The organism is Chitinimonas koreensis (assembly GCF_014353015.1).
In the GTDB taxonomy this organism is placed as follows: Bacteria; Pseudomonadota; Gammaproteobacteria; order Burkholderiales; family Chitinimonadaceae; genus Chitinimonas; species Chitinimonas koreensis.
Genome location: NZ_CP060704.1, coordinates 4848361 through 4864590 on the forward strand (window position 1 = coordinate 4848361; position 16230 = coordinate 4864590).

Here is a 16230-nt window from a genome sequence, read left to right on the forward strand (position 1 = left end):
CGCGGCGGTGCATGGCTGCCGGCATCGAACGATGCCGGCAGCCGTTCACTCCTCGCTGGCGCGAGTGATTGTCATTATTTGGCCTTGGCGGCGGCGAGCAGCTTCTTCACCGCTTCCTGGCTGGTCATGTTGGAGTTCATGAACGAGGCGATCACGTCCTGGGTCGCGCCCTGCACCGCCGGCGGCATGGCCATCTGGTGCGCGAACGAGGGGACCAGGCCGCCCGACTTGTTGGAGGCGACGAAGTCGGCAGCCGACTTCTTGGCGCAGTCGTCGAACTTGCTCATGTCGTGGCCCAGGCGGACCGGGATCGAGCCCTTGTTCTGGTTGAACACTTCCTGGAAGGCCGGCGACATCACCGTCGAGGCGAAGTCGTTGGTGGCCTTCTGGTCCTTGTTCTTCTGGGCGAACACGATGAACGAGTCGATGTTGAAGGTGTAGGCCTTGTCGGTGCCCGGCGCGGCGACGCACAGGTAGTCGGTGCCCGGCTTCTTGCCGGCGGCGGCGAATTCGCCCTTGGCCCAGTCGCCCATGAACTGCATGGCGGCCTTGCCGTTGATGACCATCGCGGTGGCGAGGTTCCAGTCGCGGCCCGGCGCGTCCTTGTCGATGTGCTTGCGCACCATGCGCAGGGTGTCGAAGGCCTTGATGGTGGTCGGGCTGTCGATGGCCTTCGGATCGAGCTGGATGAAGGCCTTCTTGAAGTAGTCGGCGCCGCCGACGCCGAGGGCGACCGATTCGAACACGGTCGCGTCCTGCCACGGCTGGCCGCCGTGGGCGACGGCGATGAAGCCGGCCTTCTCGATCTTGGTGGCGGCCTCGTCGAACTCGGCCCAGGTGGTCGGCACCTTGGCGCCGGCCTTCTTGAACACTTCGGGGTTCACCCACATCCAGTTGACGCGGTGCACGTTGACCGGCACGGCGACGTAGTGGCCCTTGTACTTCATCACGTTGGCGACCACCGGCGGCAACAGGCTGTCCCACTTCTCGGCGTTGGCGACCGGGTCGAGCCAGGCCAGCACGCCTTCGCCGCCCCATTCCTGGATCGCCGGACCCTTGACCTGGGCGGCGGTGGGCGGGTTGCCGGACACGACGCGGGTCTTGAGCACCGTCATCGCGTTGTCGCCGGCGCCGCCGGCCACGGCGAAGTCCTTCCAGGTATGGCCCTTGGCCGACATCATCTTCTTGAGTTCGGCCACCGACTTGGCTTCGCCGCCGGAAGTCCACCAGTGCAGCACTTCGACTTCGCCGGCGACGGCATTGAGGGAGAACGCGCAGGCGGCAGCCAGCGCAAGGGTAAGGCGACGCGGTTTCATCTTGTCTCGCTCCGTTATGGAATGGGCCCCTGCATCGATGCAGTGGGGCGGAGCGAAATATAGTCAGCCTTGTAAGCCTTGTGAAGGCTTTTTGTAAGTTTTCAGTAAGTTTTCATCGTGCAATGCACCATGAAAATGCAGAGCCTCGTTTGCATGCCTCGTTTCGATGCGATGCTGCGCAGCAGCACGAAATGGAAAGGGCGATGTAAGAAAACGACAAACGGCTCGGCCAGCGAGTTGGCAGAGACGGGGCCCAAGGGTTTCGTAGGTCGGGCTTTATGCCCGACAGCGGCCTCGATCGGCGGCGCTGTCGGGCATAAAGCCCGACCTACGGCCACCGGTCATCGCTCGTCAACACCATGGGATCGCCACGATTCGCGGCTGAAGCCGCTCCTACAGGGATGCGACGGCGCGGCTAGCCGCTCAGCCGGAACCGCACCGTCACCGCCAGCCCCTGCGGCTCGGCGTCGGCCAGCGTCACCGCGGCGTGATGGCGGCGGGCGATCTCCTGCACGATGGCGAGGCCCAGGCCGCAGCCCTTGCCCTGCCCTTCCATGCGGCCGCGGTAGAAGCGCTCGAACACCCGCGCGCGTTCCGAGGCCGGGATGCCGGGACCGGTGTCGCGCACCTCGACCATCGCCATGCCGCCCTCGTCGCGCACCCGCACGCCGATCTCGCCACCCTCGGGGTGTACTGGATCGCGTTGTCGACCAGGTTGGCCAGCAATTCGCGCAGCAGCGACTCGTGGCCGGCGATCACCAGCTTGTCGGGCGCCTCGTCAAGGCCGAGGTCGAGCCCGCGGGCCAGCGCGCGCGGCACCGCTTCGGCGGTCACCTCGCGCGCCAGCCGGGCCAGGTCGATCGGCGCCAGCGCGAGGCCGGCGTCGGGCTCGGCGCGCGCCAGCGCCAAGAGCTGGTTCACCAGCCGGATCGCCCTCGCCACGCTGGTCTCGACCTGCTCGAGCCTGCGGGTGACGGCCTGCGCGTCGGGCTCGGGCCGCGCCAGCTCGACCCGTGCCAGTTCGGTCTGCGACTTGAGGCCGGCCAGCGGCGTACGCAACTGGTGGGCCGCGTCGGCGATGAAGCGGCGCTGGCCGGCCACCTGGGTGTTCACCTCGGCCAGCAGGGTGTTGATGGCCGAGGCCAGCGCACGCACCTCGGACGGCGCGTTCTCGACCTCGAGCGGCGCCAGGTCGCGCGGCGAACGGTTCTCGACCAGCCGGCGCAGGTGGCGCAGCGGCGACAGGCCGCGGCTGATGCCGGCCCACACCAGCACGCTGGTCAGCGCCATCAGCAGCGACAGCGGCGCCACCGTGTCGACCAGGATGCTGCGCGCCAGCTCGGCGCGCAGCGCGGTGCTCTTGGCCACCTGCACCAGCATGGTCTGCGGCCGTTCCTCGGTGCCGGCGCGCAGGTAGAGCGCCGCCACCCGCACCGGCCGGCCGCGCATGGCGCCGTCGTAGAACATCGGCCGGTTGTAGGCGCGCGGCAGGCTGCCGGGGGTGATCGGCAGGTCCTTCTCGCCGAGGATGAAGGCGCCGGGCGGGGTGCTGACCATGTAGTAGAGCCGGTCGGCCGGATCCTCCTCGAGGATCTCGCGCGCCGCGCGCGGGAAATCGATGTAGAAGCCGTCGCCGAACGGCTTCACCTGCCGCGCCAGCGCGCGCGTCGATTGCGCCAGGCTGCGGTCGATCACCTCGTTGGCGTAGCGCAGCGCGACCGAGTAGGCGACGAAGGCGGCGGCCAGCCAGAGCACCAGTTGGGGCAGCAGCAGCCAGACCAGCAGCTGGCGGCGGAGGGAGAGTTTGCGGGGGCGGGCATGGGCTGGTGGAGAGCGGGGCGTGAAATGTAATGGGAAGGGGGAAGAGAGAAGGGGGAAGAGTAACCCCATCCCCACCCCAACCCTCCCCTTGAAGGGGAGGGAGTCGGGCAGCGACGGTGATGGCGATCGCTGACGGTTGGAGCCGATGCGCTCCGCTCCTCCCCTTCAAGGGGAGGCTGGGAGGGGGATGGGGTTACTCTTCCCCCTTCTCTCTTCCCCTTCCCGCTACTAAAGCTGCTTCACCACCCACTTCAAGCTCGCATCCTCATGATGCGCCCGCACGTCGAACCCCAGCTTGCGCATCAAGCCCAGCATGGCGGTGTTGGAACCGAGGATGTCGCCCTCGATGGTCGACAGCCCGGCGTCGCGTGCGGCGTTGAACAGCGCTTCCATCAGCTGCGAGCCGAGTCCCATGCCCTGCCAGCGGTCGCCGATCGAAATGGCGAACTCGCAGCTGGCCGCGTCCGGGTTGGCGGTGTAGCGCGCCACCCCGGCGATGCGCTCGGCGCCGGCCTCCTCCACCGTCGCCACCAGCGCCATCTCGCGCGCATAGTCGAGCTGGGTGAAGCGCACCAGCATGCCGGGCGACAGCTGCTTGAGCGTGTTCATGAAGCGGTTGAACCGGCTCTGCTCCGACAACTCCTCGCCGACGAAGCGCTGCAGCTCGTCGGCGTCCTCGGGCCGGATCGGCCGGAAGACGCAGGCGGCGCCCGACTTGAGCCGGCCGCGCGCCAGCAGGTGGGCCGGATAAGGGTGCACCGCCATGTGGTCGTAGCGGCGGAAGCCGGCCGGCAGCGGCGCCACCACGATGCTGGCGTCGACCGCCAGCGCGCCGTGCTCGTCGGCCACCAGCGGGTTGAGGTCGAGCGACACCATCTCGGGCAGCTCGCACACCAGCTCGGACACCCGCAGCAGCACCGCCTTCACCGCCTCGACGTCGGCCGCCGGATGGTTGCGGAAGGCGGCCAGGCCGCGCGCGACGTGGGTGCGGCGGATCAGGCTGGCGGCGATCATGTCGTTCAGGGGCGGCAGCGTCACCGCCACGTCGCCGAACACGTCGACCATCAGGCCGCCGGCGCCGAAGGCGATGGTCGGGCCGAACACCGCGTCGCGCGCCACCCCGACCATCAGCTCGCGGCCGTAGCGCTTGCCGTGCATCTTCTGCACCACCAGGCCGCGCACGCTGCCGGCGGGCAGCCGCGCCTGGGCGTTGTCGAGCATGGCGCCGGCCGCCTCGGCCACCTGGCCCAGCGTGTGCAGGTCCAGCACCACGCCGCCGATGTCGCTCTTGTGGATCAGGCCGTCGGCGTCGATCTTCAGCGCCACCGGCAGGCCGATGCGGCAGGCCGCCGCCACCGCCTCGTTGACGGTGGCGGCCGGCAGCGTCGGCGGATGCGGGATGTGGAAGGCGTCGAGCACTTCCAGCGTCTCGGCGGTGTTGAGCAGGCTGCGGCCGGCCGCCAGCGCCTGCCGCACCACCGCGCGGGCGCGGGCCACGTCGGGCTCGCCGCGGCTGGCCAGCGGGCCGGGCGTCTGCAGAGACAGTTCCTGGATGTAGCTCCAGGCCGCCAGGCTGGCGAAGGCCTCGACCGCGTGCTCGGGCGAGAAGAAATAGGCCATGCGGGCGCGGTCGAGCAGCTTGCGCGACAGCGCGATCTTCTTGTCGCCGAGCCAGGCCAGCATCAGCAGTTTGCCGTGGCGGCGGCGCAATTCGATCATGCGCTCGGCGGTGGCCAGGTGATCGGTGCCGGCCTGCGGCGTCAGGATCACCAGCACGCCGTCGCAGCCGGGATCCTCGAGGCAGGCCTCGGTCGCCGCCACGAAGCGCTCGGGCGGCGCGTCGCCGAGGATGTCGACCGGGTTGTCGTGGCGGCCCAGCGGCGGCAACGCCTGGTCCAGCCGCGCCACGGTGGCCGGCGCCAGCCGCGGCAGCTCGATGTTGAGCCGCTGCGCATGGTCGACCGCCATGCGGCCGGCGCCGTAGCCGTTCGAGATCACCGCCAGCCGGCGGCCCCTGGCGCGAAAGTCGGCCGCCAGCATGCGCGCGGCGATGCTGAGCTGGACCATGTTCTGCACCCGCAGCACGCCGACCCGGCGCAGCGCGGCGTCGAAGGCCTCGTCGCCGCCGAGCAGCCGCTCCGAATGGGTGCGCACGGCATGGCCGATCTCGTCGGCCGGGCTGCGCTCGATCGGCTCGCGGCCGACCTTGAGGCAGACCACCGGCTTCTGCCGCGCCACCGCGCGCAGCGCGCTCATGAAGCCGCGCGCCTCGCCGACGTCCTCGAGGTAGAGCAGGATGCCGTGGGTCTGGCCGTCCTGCGCCAGGAAGTCGAGGATCTCGCCGAAGTTCACGTCGGCGGCGGCGCCGAGCGAGATCACGCTGGAAAAGCCGACCTCGTGCGCCTCGGCCCAGTCGAGGATGGCGCTGGCCACCGAGCTCGACTGCGCCACCAGCGCCAGGTTGCCGGGCTTGACGTGGCCCTGGTAGTTGGCCGCGATCAGGCCCTGCGCCGGCCGCATCATGCCCAGGAGGTTGGGGCCCAGCAGGCGCAGGCCGTGGCGTGCGGCGATCGCCACCGCCTCGTCGAGCAGCTCGCGGTTGCTGCGGTCGACCGCCAGGAAGTCGCGCGACAGCACCAGCGCGGTCTTCACGCCGCGCCCGCCGCATTCGCGCACCAGCCCGGGCAGCGTGCGCGCCGGGGTGGCGATCACGGCGAGATCGATCGCGCCCTCGGGCACGTCGGCGATGCGGGCGTAGACCTGCTCGCCGAACACCGCGGCGTGGCGCAGGTTGACGCCGTGCAGCCGGCCCTTGAACGGCGCGTCGAGCAGGTTGCGGAACACCCGCGCGCCGACCGAGCCCTCGGTCTCGGACGCGCCGATCACCACCACGCTGCTCGGCATGAACAGCGGGGTGAGGTAGTGGGCTTTCATCGCCAGCCAGCGATCCATGGGACGGGCCTGTGCCTTGGTCGATCGATGCAGGGAGCTTAGACCAGCCGGACCGGGCGCCTGCTGACGCCGGTCAAGCGGTCACCGTGTAGCCGGCGTCCTCGATCGCGGCGCGGATGCGCGCCAGGTCGACCAGGCCGGGGTCGAAGCGCACTCGCGCGCTGCCTTCGGCCAGCTCGACCGCCACGCTTTCCACCCCGGGCAGCGCCTTGAGCGCGCGCTCGACCGACGCCGCGCAACCGCCGCAGCTCATGCCTTCGATGCCGAATCGCTGTTCCATGTATTCCGCTCCAGATCGTCCGATGCTGCGCACTATACCCGCCGCGGCGGCCGGCCGTCGGCAGCGGGGCAAGGCCCGGCCGCGGGCCCCGTCGCGGCCGCGGCGATGCCGTGCCGGCATGAACGGCATGATTACGCCGGCCCGCGGTTATAATTCCGCGGTTTCGTTTCCCCACCTTTTGGACAGATAGGACCCCGATCATGATCCTCGACCGCGTTCCCGCCGGCCGCGACGTGCCGAACGACTTCAACGTCGTCATCGAAATCCCCGCCAACGCCGCGCCGATCAAGTACGAGCTGGACAAGGAAACCGGCGCGATGTTCGTCGACCGCTTCATGGGCACGGCGATGTTCTACCCTGCAACTACGGCTACGTGCCGCAGACGCTGAGCGAAGACGGCGATCCGGTCGACGTGCTGGTGGTGACGCCGTTCCCGCTGAGCCTGGGCGTGGTGGTGCGCTGCCGCGCGCTGGGCGTGCTGAAGATGGAAGACGAGTCGGGCATCGACGCCAAGCTGATCGCCGTGCCGGTCGACAAGCTGTGCCCGATGTACAAGGACGTGCGCAGCACCTCCGACCTGCCGGCGCTGCTGCTGGAGCAGGTCAAGCACTTCTTCGAGCACTACAAGGACCTGGAGAAGGGCAAGTGGGTCAAGGTAACCGGCTGGGACGGCATCGAAGCCGCCCACAAGGAACTGGTCGACGGCGTCGGACGCTACAAGTAAAGCTGCTGGCGTCGCATTGCCCTTCGGCTGCAGTGCGACGCCCGGCACAGCCGGGCTGCAAGTGACTTCACAGCAGCTCGGCAGCTTTACTGTAGCTCCCTGATTCACCCCTACTCCCCCGCCCTCGCCGCTCCGGGGTCCCCGCAAAGTCGAAGACTTTGTGGGGTGGACCAGAGGGAGCCTCGCTGGCGCTCGTTCGCTCTCCGTAGCGCTCTACAGCTAGGCATGTCGCTGCGCTCATGCCGCGACCGTCGCCATTGCCGCTGCATCGGTTCGAGGCGTAGGAGCGGCTTCAGCTGCGAATGGCCGATGCTTCGCCACCGCCTTTCGTAGGTCGGGCTTTACGCCCGACAGCGGCGTCTCCATGCAGCGCAGTCGGGCATGAAGCCCGACCTACGGCTCGGCTCCTCCGCTTCCATTCGCCTGGGCGACATCAGTTCCATCTGTCGCGCCGACGCATCGAATTTATGCAGCCCATCCAGGCATGCGACGCTTCATCACATGCCGGTCGCGCAGCCGTGGCGATTGCCGCATAAGCTCCCGATCGCCGCGCCACCCCTTGCGGCGCAATCAGGGGACATCCACCGATGCAGCTCACACGTCTTGCCGGCGCCATCGCGCTGGCCCTTCCGCTTTGCGTCTTCGCCGCGCCCAAGTCGGGCATCGTGCGCGACAACTTCGATCCTTCGGTCCGCATCCAGGACGACCTCTACGCTGCCATCAACGGCGGCTGGGAGAAGCGCACCGAGATCCCGGCCGACCGCATCAGCTGGGGCGCCTTCCACGAGCTGCGCGACCTGTCCGAACAGCGCGTGCGCGAGATCGTCGAGCAGGCGGCCAGCGACCGCGACGACCCGGCCGCCCGCCAGATCGCCGATTTCTACGCCAGCTTCATGGACGAGGCGCGCGCCGACCAGCTCGGCGTGGCGCCGCTCAAGCCGCTGCTCGACCAGATCGCCGCCGCGCACGACCGCGCCGCCGTCGTCCGCCTGCTCGGCCAGCTGCAGCCGGCCGCCATCGGCCTGCCGCTGCGCGTCCGCGTCGACCAGGACAGCAAGGATTCGAGCCGCTACCTGCTCGAACTGCGCCAGGGCGGCCTGGGCCTGCCCGACCGCGACTACTACACCGAGAAGGACGCCCGCTTCGTCGCCGCGCGCGCGGCCTACCGCAACTACCTGGTCACCCTGTTCACGCTCGACGGCGACACCGCGGCGCAGGCGGCCAAGCGCGCCGACACGGTGTTCGCGCTCGAGGCGAAGATCGCCAAGGTGCAATGGAGCAAGGTCGACAACCGCGATCCGGAAAAGACCTACAACAAGCTCGACCGCGCCGGCCTCAAGCGGTTGACCGCCAAGTTCGACTGGGACGCCTTCCTGGCCGCCGCCGGCGCCGCCAAGGTCGCCGAGGCCAACCTGGCCCAGCCGAGCTACGCCCGCGCGCTGGCGACCCTGCTGGCCAGCGAGAAGCCGGCCGCCTGGCGCGACTACCTGCGCGCCCGCGCGCTCGACGGCTATGCGCCCTTCCTGTCCAAGCCCTTCGTCGACGCCAGCTTCGTCTTCCACGACCAGACCCTGACCGGCGCCAAGGAACTGCGTCCGCGCTGGAAGCGCGGCGTGGCCCTGGTCGAGGGCGGCCTGGGCGAGTCGGTCGGCAAGCGCTACGTCGCCAAGTACTTCCCGCCGGCGGCCAAGCAGAAGATGGAGACCCTGGTCGGCAACCTGCTCAAGGCCTACGCCCAGAGCATCGACAAGCTGGCCTGGATGAGCCCGGCCACGCGCGAGCAGGCGCACGCCAAGCTGGCCAACTACATGGTCAAGATCGGCTACCCCGAGCAATGGCGCGACTACGACGCGCTGACGGTGCAGGCCGGCGACCTGGTCGGCAACGTGCAGCGCAGCGCGCGCTTCGACTACGACTACGAGCTGGCGCGGCTGGGCCGGCCGGTCGACCGCGCCGAATGGGGCATGACGCCGCAGACGGTGAACGCCTACTACAACCCCTCGCTCAACGAGATCGTGTTCCCGGCCGCCATCCTGCAGCCGCCGTTCTTCGACGCCGAAGCCGACGACGCGGTCAACTACGGCGGCATCGGCGCGGTGATCGGCCACGAGATCAGCCATGGCTTCGACGACCAGGGCAGCAAGTTCGACGGCCGCGGCAATCTGCGCAACTGGTGGCAGGAGCAGGATCGCCAGGCCTTCGGCGGCCTGACCGCGCGGCTGGTGGCGCAGTACGGGCGCTACGAGCCGCTGCCGGGCCGCTTCGTCAACGGCAAGCTGACGCTGGGCGAGAACATCGCCGACCTGTCCGGCCTGCAGATCGCCTACAAGGCCTACCGCCTGAGCCTCGAAGGCAAGCCGGCGCAGACGATCGACGGCTTCGACGACGACCAGCGCTTCTTCATCGGCTTCGCCCAGGTCTGGCGCAGCAAGACCCGCGACGAGCGCGCCTTGCAGTTGCTGACCATCGATCCGCACTCGCCGTCGCACTTCCGCCCGATCGGCGCGGCGGTGAACTCGGACGCCTTCGCCGCCGCCTTCGGGGTGAAGCAGGGCGACCGCATGTACAAGCCGGAGAGCGAGCGCATCCGCATCTGGTAAGCCGGCAAGCCGCACCGGAGAACGGGCCATCCTCGGATGGCCCGTTTTGCATGACGCATCGGCATTTGCGGGCGTCGGTACAAATTCGATGCGAATCAACCACTTGCCGACCACCTTCACGGGCTCGTCATACAGCCGTGGCTAATATGCGGCTTTTCGCCAACCGGGAGGCCCGCATGATCCGCTACGAGAAGACCGCGCAGGGACGCGACGAGATCGACCGGCGCAGCCACGGCCTGCCCGCGCGGGCGCGCCGGCTGCTGCTGCTGATCGACGGCCGGAAGGATCTGACCGAACTGGCCAGCGTCACCGGCCTCGGACTCGACACCGACGAGCTGCTGGCGCAGCTGCAGGCCGGCGGTTTCATCGCGGTGGTCGGCGCCCCGCGGCCGATGCCGCCGACGCCGGCCGCCGTGGCCGCACCGATGCCGACCGTGGCGCCGCGGGCCGAGGGCGCGGCGGTCGACGCCGCGCCGGCCGACCCGGCGGACTGGATCGAGGTCAAGCAGCTGATGCTCGACAGCACGCGGCAATACCTGGGCCTGATGGGCGCCGACCTCGGCCGCCGCATCGAGGCCGCCCAGGACGCCGACGGCCTGCGCAGCTGCATGGCGCGCTGGAGCCTGGCGCTGCGCGAGAGCCGGCAGGGGCAGGCGGTGGCCGGGACCTACCTGGAACAGGCGCGGGCGGTGCTGGGCTGAGCGGCGTTACAGTTCATAGGCATGACGGTTCCAAGGCCCTGCCCTGCGACGTCACCCCGTCATCCAGCAACCACCGCCGCCTCATCCACCCAGGCCGGATAATCGATATACCCGCGCGCCCCGCCGCCGAACAGCGTGCCGCGATCCAGCTCCGCCAGCGGTAGCCCCTCGCGCAGCCGCCGCGGCAAATCCGGATTGGCGACGAAAAGCCGGCCGAAGGCGACCAGATCGGCCAGCCTCGCGTCGAGCACCCGCCGCGCCTTGGCCAGGTCGTAGCGTCCCGCATAGATCAGCGTGCCGCGGAAACGCCGGCGGAAATCCTCGCGCAAGGCCCAGGGGAAATCGGGCGCGCTGTCCCAGTCGTCCTCGACGATGTGCACATAGGCCACGCCGAGCGCATCGAGCCGGTCCAGCGCCGCGCCGAACAGCCCGGCCGGATCGGGATCGTGCATGTCCTTGAACGGCACGAACGGCGACAGCCGCACGCCGACGCGGTCGCGGCCGATCGCCGCGCTCACCGCCTCCACCACCTCGCTCATGAAACGCAGCCGATTCTCGATGGAACCGCCATAGGCGTCGTCGCGCCGATTGCTGCTCGACTGCAGGAACTGGTCGACCAGGTAGCCGTTGGCGCCGTGGATCTCGACCAGGTCGAAGCCGGCCTCGCGCGCGCAGCGGGCGGCGTGGGCGAACTGGCCGACGATGGCGCCGATCTCCTCGATCTCCAGTGCGCGCGGCATCGGCACTTCGGCCATGCCGCCGACGCCGTCGTCGCCGACCAGCCAGACCGCGGTATCGGCCGGCTTGATCGCCGACGGCCCGGCAGGCGGCCGGCCGCCGTGGAAGGCCGGGTGCGATACCCGGCCGGTGTGCCACAGCTGCACGGCGATGCGGCCGCCGGCCGCGTGCACCGCCTCGGTCACGCCGCGCCAGGCGGCGATCTGCGCCGCGGTGTAGAGGCCGGGCGAGCCGGAATAGCCCTGCGCGCCGGGGCCGACCTGAGTGGCCTCGGTCACGATCAGGCCGGCGCCGGCGCGCTGGGCGTAGTAGGCGACCGCCAGCGGCGACGGCAGCTCGGCCGCGTCGGCGCGCGAACGCGTCATCGGCGCCATCACGATGCGGTTGGGCAGGGTCAGCGGGCCGAGCGCGGCGGGGGTGAACAGGGGGTGGGTCATCGTGGCAGGCTCCTGGGCGAGAGATGTGGATTCAGGGGTGGCGATCGGGATTCACCGCGGAGGACGCCGAGGACGCGGAGGGAAGCACCCGAGGAATCGCGTAGTACGACATCTGCGCCGACGCACGCCTCCGCGTCCTCGGCGTCCTCCGCGGTCAAGCCGTTCAGCATCGAACGACCCCGCGCAGCAGCCCTCAATAGGTCTGCTCGCGGCCGAGCCGGCCGCCGGCGCGATCGGCCGGCGCATCGATCTCGAGCAGCAGGCCGCCCGGCAGCCGGGCGAACAGCTGGGCGGTGCGGCCGTCGGGCGAACGCGCCTGGTGCGCCAGCAGGCCGGCGGCGGCCAGCCGCGCGGCGACCCGGCTGCCGGGCGCCTCGACGCGGAAGGCCAGGTGGGCGAAGCGGGCCAGGCCGCAATCCGGCTCGGCCGCCTCGACCAGGTGCAGGCAGGCGCCGTCGGCGCCGTACAGCCAGTGGCCGGGAAAGCCGAAGTCGGGCCGCTCGCCGCGGCGCAGGCCAAGCAGGTCCTCGAACAAGGCGGCGCTGGCCGCGCTGTCGCGGCTCAGCAGCGCGACGTGGTCGAAGCGGGCCGCTGCGGCGTGGTTGCGCGCGCTCACAGCAGTCCCCCGCCCTCGACGTCGAGCACCGCGCCGGTCATGAAGCCGTTGCGCATCGCCAGCAGGTAAGCCGCCGCGATCTCCTCGGCGCGGCCGACCCGGCCGACCGGCAGTCCGCCGCCGATTCGCTCGAACAGCGCGTCGCGCGCCGGCCCGGCCAGGTGATGCCAGGCTTCGGTATCGGTCACGCCGGGCGACACCACGTTGACGCGCAACGGCGCCAGCTCGCGCGCCAGCGACTTGGCCAACGCCTCGGCGGCGGCGTTCATGGTGCTCTTGACCAGGCTGCCGGCCGAGAAGCGGCGCGACAAGAGGCCCGAGGTCAGCGTGATCGAGCCGCCCGGCCGCAGATGGCCGAGCGCGGCCTGGGCCGCTTCGAGCTGGCCCCAGAACTTGACGTCGAAGGCGGCGCGCGCGGCCGCGACATCGAGTTCGGCGAACACAGGCGAGCTGTTCGACGAGCCCTTGGGCGAGGCGAACTGCGGCCCGACCGTCAGCACCAGGTGATCGAAATCGCCGATACGGCCGAACAGCGCGTCGAGGCTGGCGCGCTCGGTCACATCGACGTGTTCGGCCCGCGCGCCGAGCCCGGCCGCCGCCGCGGCCAGCCGCTCGCCCTCGCGGCCGGCGACGATCACCGCGGCGCCGTCGGCACGGGCGGCGGCGGCCACCGCGCGGCCGATGCCGCTGCCGCCGCCGATGACGACGACGGTCTGTTCGCTGAGGGTGGATCGGGTCATGGCGCTGCTCCTTGCGGGTTGGAATGCGGCCATTGTCCGCAACCGAACACGGCGCGATAATCCGGTCGATATTTGTTTATTCATCAATCCATATTTGACAATGATCGCGCTCGACGACCTGCGCCTGCTGATCCGCATCGAGGAACTGGGCAATCTGTCGGCCGCCGCGCGCCAGCTCGGCTGGCTGCCGGCCTCGGCCAGCGCCGCGCTCAAGCGGGTCGAGGGCGAGCTCGGCGCGCGGCTGTTCGAACGCACCACCCGCAGCATGCGGGCGAGCCCGGCCGGCCGGCATTACCTGGCCGCCTGCCGCGAGGCGCTGGCGGCGCTCGAAGCCGGCGCCGAAGGGCTGGCGCAGGACCGCGCCGCGCTGGCCGGCACGGTGCGCATCGCCGCGCCGAGCGACCTCGGCCGCACCTTGCTGCGCGACTGGCTCGACCAGTTGCAGGCCGCCCATCCGCAGCTGCGCGTCACGGTGCGGCTCGGCGACCAGCTGAGCGACCTGCTGCGCGACGACGTCGACTTCGCGCTGCGCTACGGCCAGCTGGCCGATTCGGCGCTGCTGCGGCGGCCGCTGGCGAACGTGCGGCGGCTGGTGGTCGGCGCGCCGGCTTACTTCGCCCGCCGCGGCCGGCCCGCCTCGCCGGCCGAGCTGGCCGATCACAACTGCCTGGTGCTGCTGCGCGGCGATGCGGCGATCGACGGCTGGACGCTGCTGGCCGACGGCCGCGAGACGGTGGTGAACGTCGCCGGCGATCGCCAGTCCGACGACGGCGCGCTGCTGCGCGACTGGGCGCTGGCCGGCCACGGCCTCTGCTACAAGAGCTGGTTCGACGTGGCCGGGGACGTCGCCGCCGGCCGGCTGGAGGCGGCGCTGCCGGCCGCCAGCGCGCCCGAGGTCTCGCTGCAGCTGGTGAGCCTGGCGCGCCGCCACCGGCCGCGCCGGCTCGAAGCCTGCGCCGACTTCCTGGCCGAGCGCTGCGCCGAGTTCGCGGCGCGGCATCCGTTCCCGGCATAGCCGGGGCGGGTTCCAGGGCGGCGGCAGGTCGGAAGCCAGGGCCTGCCGCGCGCACCGGGCATTCCGACGGCGATCTCGGCCAAGGACGCTGCCGGAATGAATTCCGATCTACATTTTCAGGGCGCTCCCCCACTCCATCGGCCTGCCGGCGGCGTCACCCCATCGGCGGCGCTGCCGGAAATCGAATTCCGTCCCGCATCCGGTCACTGAACCACCCGATCCAACCACCTGGAATTCCCGCCATGCACACCACCCAGCTCGGCCGCAGCGACCTGCGCGTCTCGCGCCTCTGCCTCGGCACCATGACCTTCGGCGAGCAGAACAGCGAGGCCGAATCGCATCGCCTGCTCGATCTCGCCCGCGACCGCGGCATCGACTTCGTCGACGTCGCCGAGATGTACCCGGTGCCGGCCCGCGCCGAGACCCAGGGCCTGAGCGAGGCCTATGTCGGCAGCTGGCTGGCGCGCCAGCCGCGCGACAAGGTGATCGTCGCCAGCAAGGTGGCCGGCCCCGGCCGCGGCCTGCGCTGGCTGCGCGACCCGCTGACCTGCGACGGCGGCCAGATCGCCGCGGCGCTCGAAGCGAGCCTGCGCCGGCTGCGCACCGACTACATCGACCTGTACCAGATCCACTGGCCGGCCCGCAGCGTGCCGATGTTCGGCGCCAGCCAGTACGAGCCGGCCGACGAAAGCGGCCGGCCCGGCATCCACGAGCAGCTCGAAGCGCTCGGCCGGCTGGTGGCGGCCGGCAAGATCCGCTACGTCGGCGTGTCCAACGAGACGCCGTGGGGGGTGTCGGAATTCGTCCGGCTGGCCGATCTGCATGGCCTGCCGCGCATCGCCAGCATCCAGAACGCGTTCAGCCTGGTGAACCGGACTTTCGAGAACGGCCTGGCCGAGACCTGCCACCGCGAGCAGGTGAGCCTGCTCGGCTACAGCGCGCTGGCCTTCGGCCACCTGAGCGGCAAATACCTCGACGACCCGCAGGCGGACGGCCGGGTGCGGCGTTTTCCCGCCTTCGGCCAGCGCTACACCAAGGAATACCTGGCGCCGGCGGTGGCGGCCTATGTGCAGCTGGCGCGCGAGCATGGCCTCGCGCCCGCGCAGATGGCGCTGGCCTGGGTGGCGAACCGCTGGTACATGGGCAGCCTGATCCTCGGCGCGACCACGGCGGCGCAGCTGGAGGAGAACATCGCGGGGGCGGAGCTGAAGCTGTCGGACGAGGTGATGGCGGGGATCGAGGCGATCCATCGGCGCTGGCCGAATCCGGCGCCGTGAGGCGGTTTGCCGACTCCGCCCGATTGGCGTCGAACTCATGCGACAACCGTGATGACCACGGTTTTTTAAGCCCCGCTCCCTCCGGGAGAGGCACCCATTCCTGCGCAGCAGGAATGGGGAGGCGAGGGAGCGGCGGTTCAGGCAAACACTGCCGGCTCAAGGATGACGACGGTCAGCTATCACTCAACCGCCGCTCCCTCACCCTGCCCTCTCCCGGAGGAAGAGGGTGGGCCGCGTCACCTTCATACGGCACAGCAGAACGATTGCCGTATGAGATGGAGATCGATCAGGCCCAAGCCGATACTTCAATCGCGCCCCGCCTCGACGTAAAGGCTCTCCTGCTGCCGCATCGCCTGGTCGAGCGCCGCCAGCGCCGGATCGCCGCCTTCGCGGAACGCCCGCCGCACGATGCCGCCGGCCGGGAAGCCGGCCTGGCGCAGGGCGTGGGTGAGTTCGTCGAAGTCGTAGATCCAGCAATGCCCCCAGTAGAAGAACAGCTGGTTGAACATGAAGCTGCGCCGCGTCGGCACGTTGCGCGAGCCGTGTTCGGTCAGGTAGCGGTGCTGGGCCTGGAACAGCGTCTGCTCGGGATCGAGATAGCCGGCGATGTAGCGCGCCAGGTCCGGCGTGCTGATGCGGATGGTGCCGCCGGACCGCAGCAGCCGGCGCATCTCGGCCAGCCAGCGCAGGCCCTCGGGCCAGGGCAGGTGTTCGATGAAATGCTCGCTGTAGATCCAGCGCAGGCTGCCGTCGGGCAGCGGGAAAGGCTGGGCGGCGTCGTGCTGCAGGTAGTAGCGGTCGGCGCCGACACGGCACAGCCGGCCCGGCGCGCTGACGGCACCGTTGCTGCCCACCAGCTGCATCGCGTCGGTATTGAGCCAGCCCGCCTGCAGGTTGACGCCCGAGCCGCAGTGCAGGCCGGCCACCGGGTGGGCCGCCAGCCAGGCGGCGACCGCCTGCGGGCCGTCGGCCAGCGTGGCGATCTCGAGCGGAACGGCGACGCTATCGCTCAT

At 70.4% G+C, this 16230-nt stretch carries 12 protein-coding genes and 2 pseudogenes; 5 read left to right on the forward strand and 9 right to left on the reverse strand.

Annotated elements, in window-relative coordinates; translation table 11 throughout:
• Positions 1 to 74: 74 nt before the first annotated feature.
• The 5 genes and pseudogenes from H9L41_RS20515 to H9L41_RS20530 all read right to left on the reverse strand — a co-directional run bounded on the left by H9L41_RS20515 (position 75) and on the right by H9L41_RS20530 (position 6369).
• Positions 75 to 1316, reverse strand: a complete 1242-nt coding sequence (locus H9L41_RS20515; protein WP_028444833.1) for an ABC transporter substrate-binding protein — start codon at positions 1314 to 1316, stop codon at positions 75 to 77.
• Between the two features lie 415 nt (positions 1317 to 1731).
• On the reverse strand, positions 1732 to 1959 hold the full coding sequence (locus H9L41_RS25205; RefSeq protein WP_308419543.1) for a sensor histidine kinase: 228 nt from the start codon (positions 1957 to 1959) through the stop codon (positions 1732 to 1734).
• 305 nt (positions 1960 to 2264) lie between these two features.
• Positions 2265 to 3206, reverse strand: a pseudogene (locus tag H9L41_RS25210) (sensor histidine kinase N-terminal domain-containing protein); the annotation flags it as partial.
• 159 nt (positions 3207 to 3365) lie between these two features.
• Positions 3366 to 6089: a bifunctional acetate--CoA ligase family protein/GNAT family N-acetyltransferase gene (locus H9L41_RS20525; protein WP_211236810.1), complete on the reverse strand. Its 2724-nt coding sequence runs from the start codon at positions 6087 to 6089 to the stop codon at positions 3366 to 3368.
• A 73-nt stretch (positions 6090 to 6162) separates the two neighbouring features.
• Positions 6163 to 6369, reverse strand: coding sequence for a heavy-metal-associated domain-containing protein (locus tag H9L41_RS20530; protein ID WP_028444830.1), 207 nt, complete (start codon positions 6367 to 6369; stop codon positions 6163 to 6165).
• A gap of 200 nt (positions 6370 to 6569) precedes the next feature.
• Between H9L41_RS20530 and ppa the strand changes: the two are divergent.
• From ppa to H9L41_RS20545, 3 genes and pseudogenes are all read left to right on the forward strand, one after another.
• A pseudogene (gene ppa, locus H9L41_RS20535) lies at positions 6570 to 7093 on the forward strand (inorganic diphosphatase).
• Between the two features lie 587 nt (positions 7094 to 7680).
• Positions 7681 to 9693: a M13 family metallopeptidase gene (locus tag H9L41_RS20540; protein WP_028444828.1), complete on the forward strand. Its 2013-nt coding sequence runs from the start codon at positions 7681 to 7683 to the stop codon at positions 9691 to 9693.
• A gap of 176 nt (positions 9694 to 9869) precedes the next feature.
• Positions 9870 to 10394 (forward strand): hypothetical protein, encoded by a 525-nt coding sequence (locus H9L41_RS20545; RefSeq protein WP_051318716.1) that lies wholly within the window; start codon positions 9870 to 9872, stop codon positions 10392 to 10394.
• A 59-nt stretch (positions 10395 to 10453) separates the two neighbouring features.
• Here H9L41_RS20545 and H9L41_RS20550 read toward each other — a convergent pair whose 3' ends face one another.
• The 3 genes from H9L41_RS20550 to H9L41_RS20560 all read right to left on the reverse strand — a co-directional run bounded on the left by H9L41_RS20550 (position 10454) and on the right by H9L41_RS20560 (position 12925).
• Positions 10454 to 11569 (reverse strand): alkene reductase, encoded by a 1116-nt coding sequence (locus tag H9L41_RS20550; protein ID WP_028444826.1) that lies wholly within the window; start codon positions 11567 to 11569, stop codon positions 10454 to 10456.
• Positions 11570 to 11762: 193 nt separating this feature from the next.
• A complete protein-coding gene (locus H9L41_RS20555) occupies positions 11763 to 12185 on the reverse strand; it encodes a VOC family protein (protein WP_034606060.1) in 423 nt (140 codons plus the stop codon).
• Entirely contained in the window at positions 12182 to 12925 is a 744-nt protein-coding gene (locus tag H9L41_RS20560; RefSeq protein WP_028444825.1) for an SDR family oxidoreductase, read from the reverse strand. Before H9L41_RS20560 ends, H9L41_RS20555 begins: the two co-directional genes overlap by 4 nt.
• Before the next feature lie 100 nt (positions 12926 to 13025).
• Between H9L41_RS20560 and H9L41_RS20565 the strand changes: the two genes are divergently transcribed.
• Together H9L41_RS20565 and H9L41_RS20570 are read left to right on the forward strand one after the other, a co-directional pair.
• On the forward strand, positions 13026 to 13940 hold the full coding sequence (locus H9L41_RS20565; RefSeq protein WP_028444824.1) for a LysR family transcriptional regulator: 915 nt from the start codon (positions 13026 to 13028) through the stop codon (positions 13938 to 13940).
• A 242-nt stretch (positions 13941 to 14182) separates the two neighbouring features.
• Positions 14183 to 15217: an aldo/keto reductase gene (locus H9L41_RS20570; RefSeq protein ID WP_028444823.1), complete on the forward strand. Its 1035-nt coding sequence runs from the start codon at positions 14183 to 14185 to the stop codon at positions 15215 to 15217.
• A 305-nt stretch (positions 15218 to 15522) separates the two neighbouring features.
• Here the strand turns inward: H9L41_RS20570 and H9L41_RS20575 are convergent, their stop codons facing one another.
• Complete coding sequence (locus H9L41_RS20575) at positions 15523 to 16230, reverse strand: class I SAM-dependent methyltransferase (RefSeq protein WP_051318715.1); 708 nt, start codon at positions 16228 to 16230, stop codon at positions 15523 to 15525.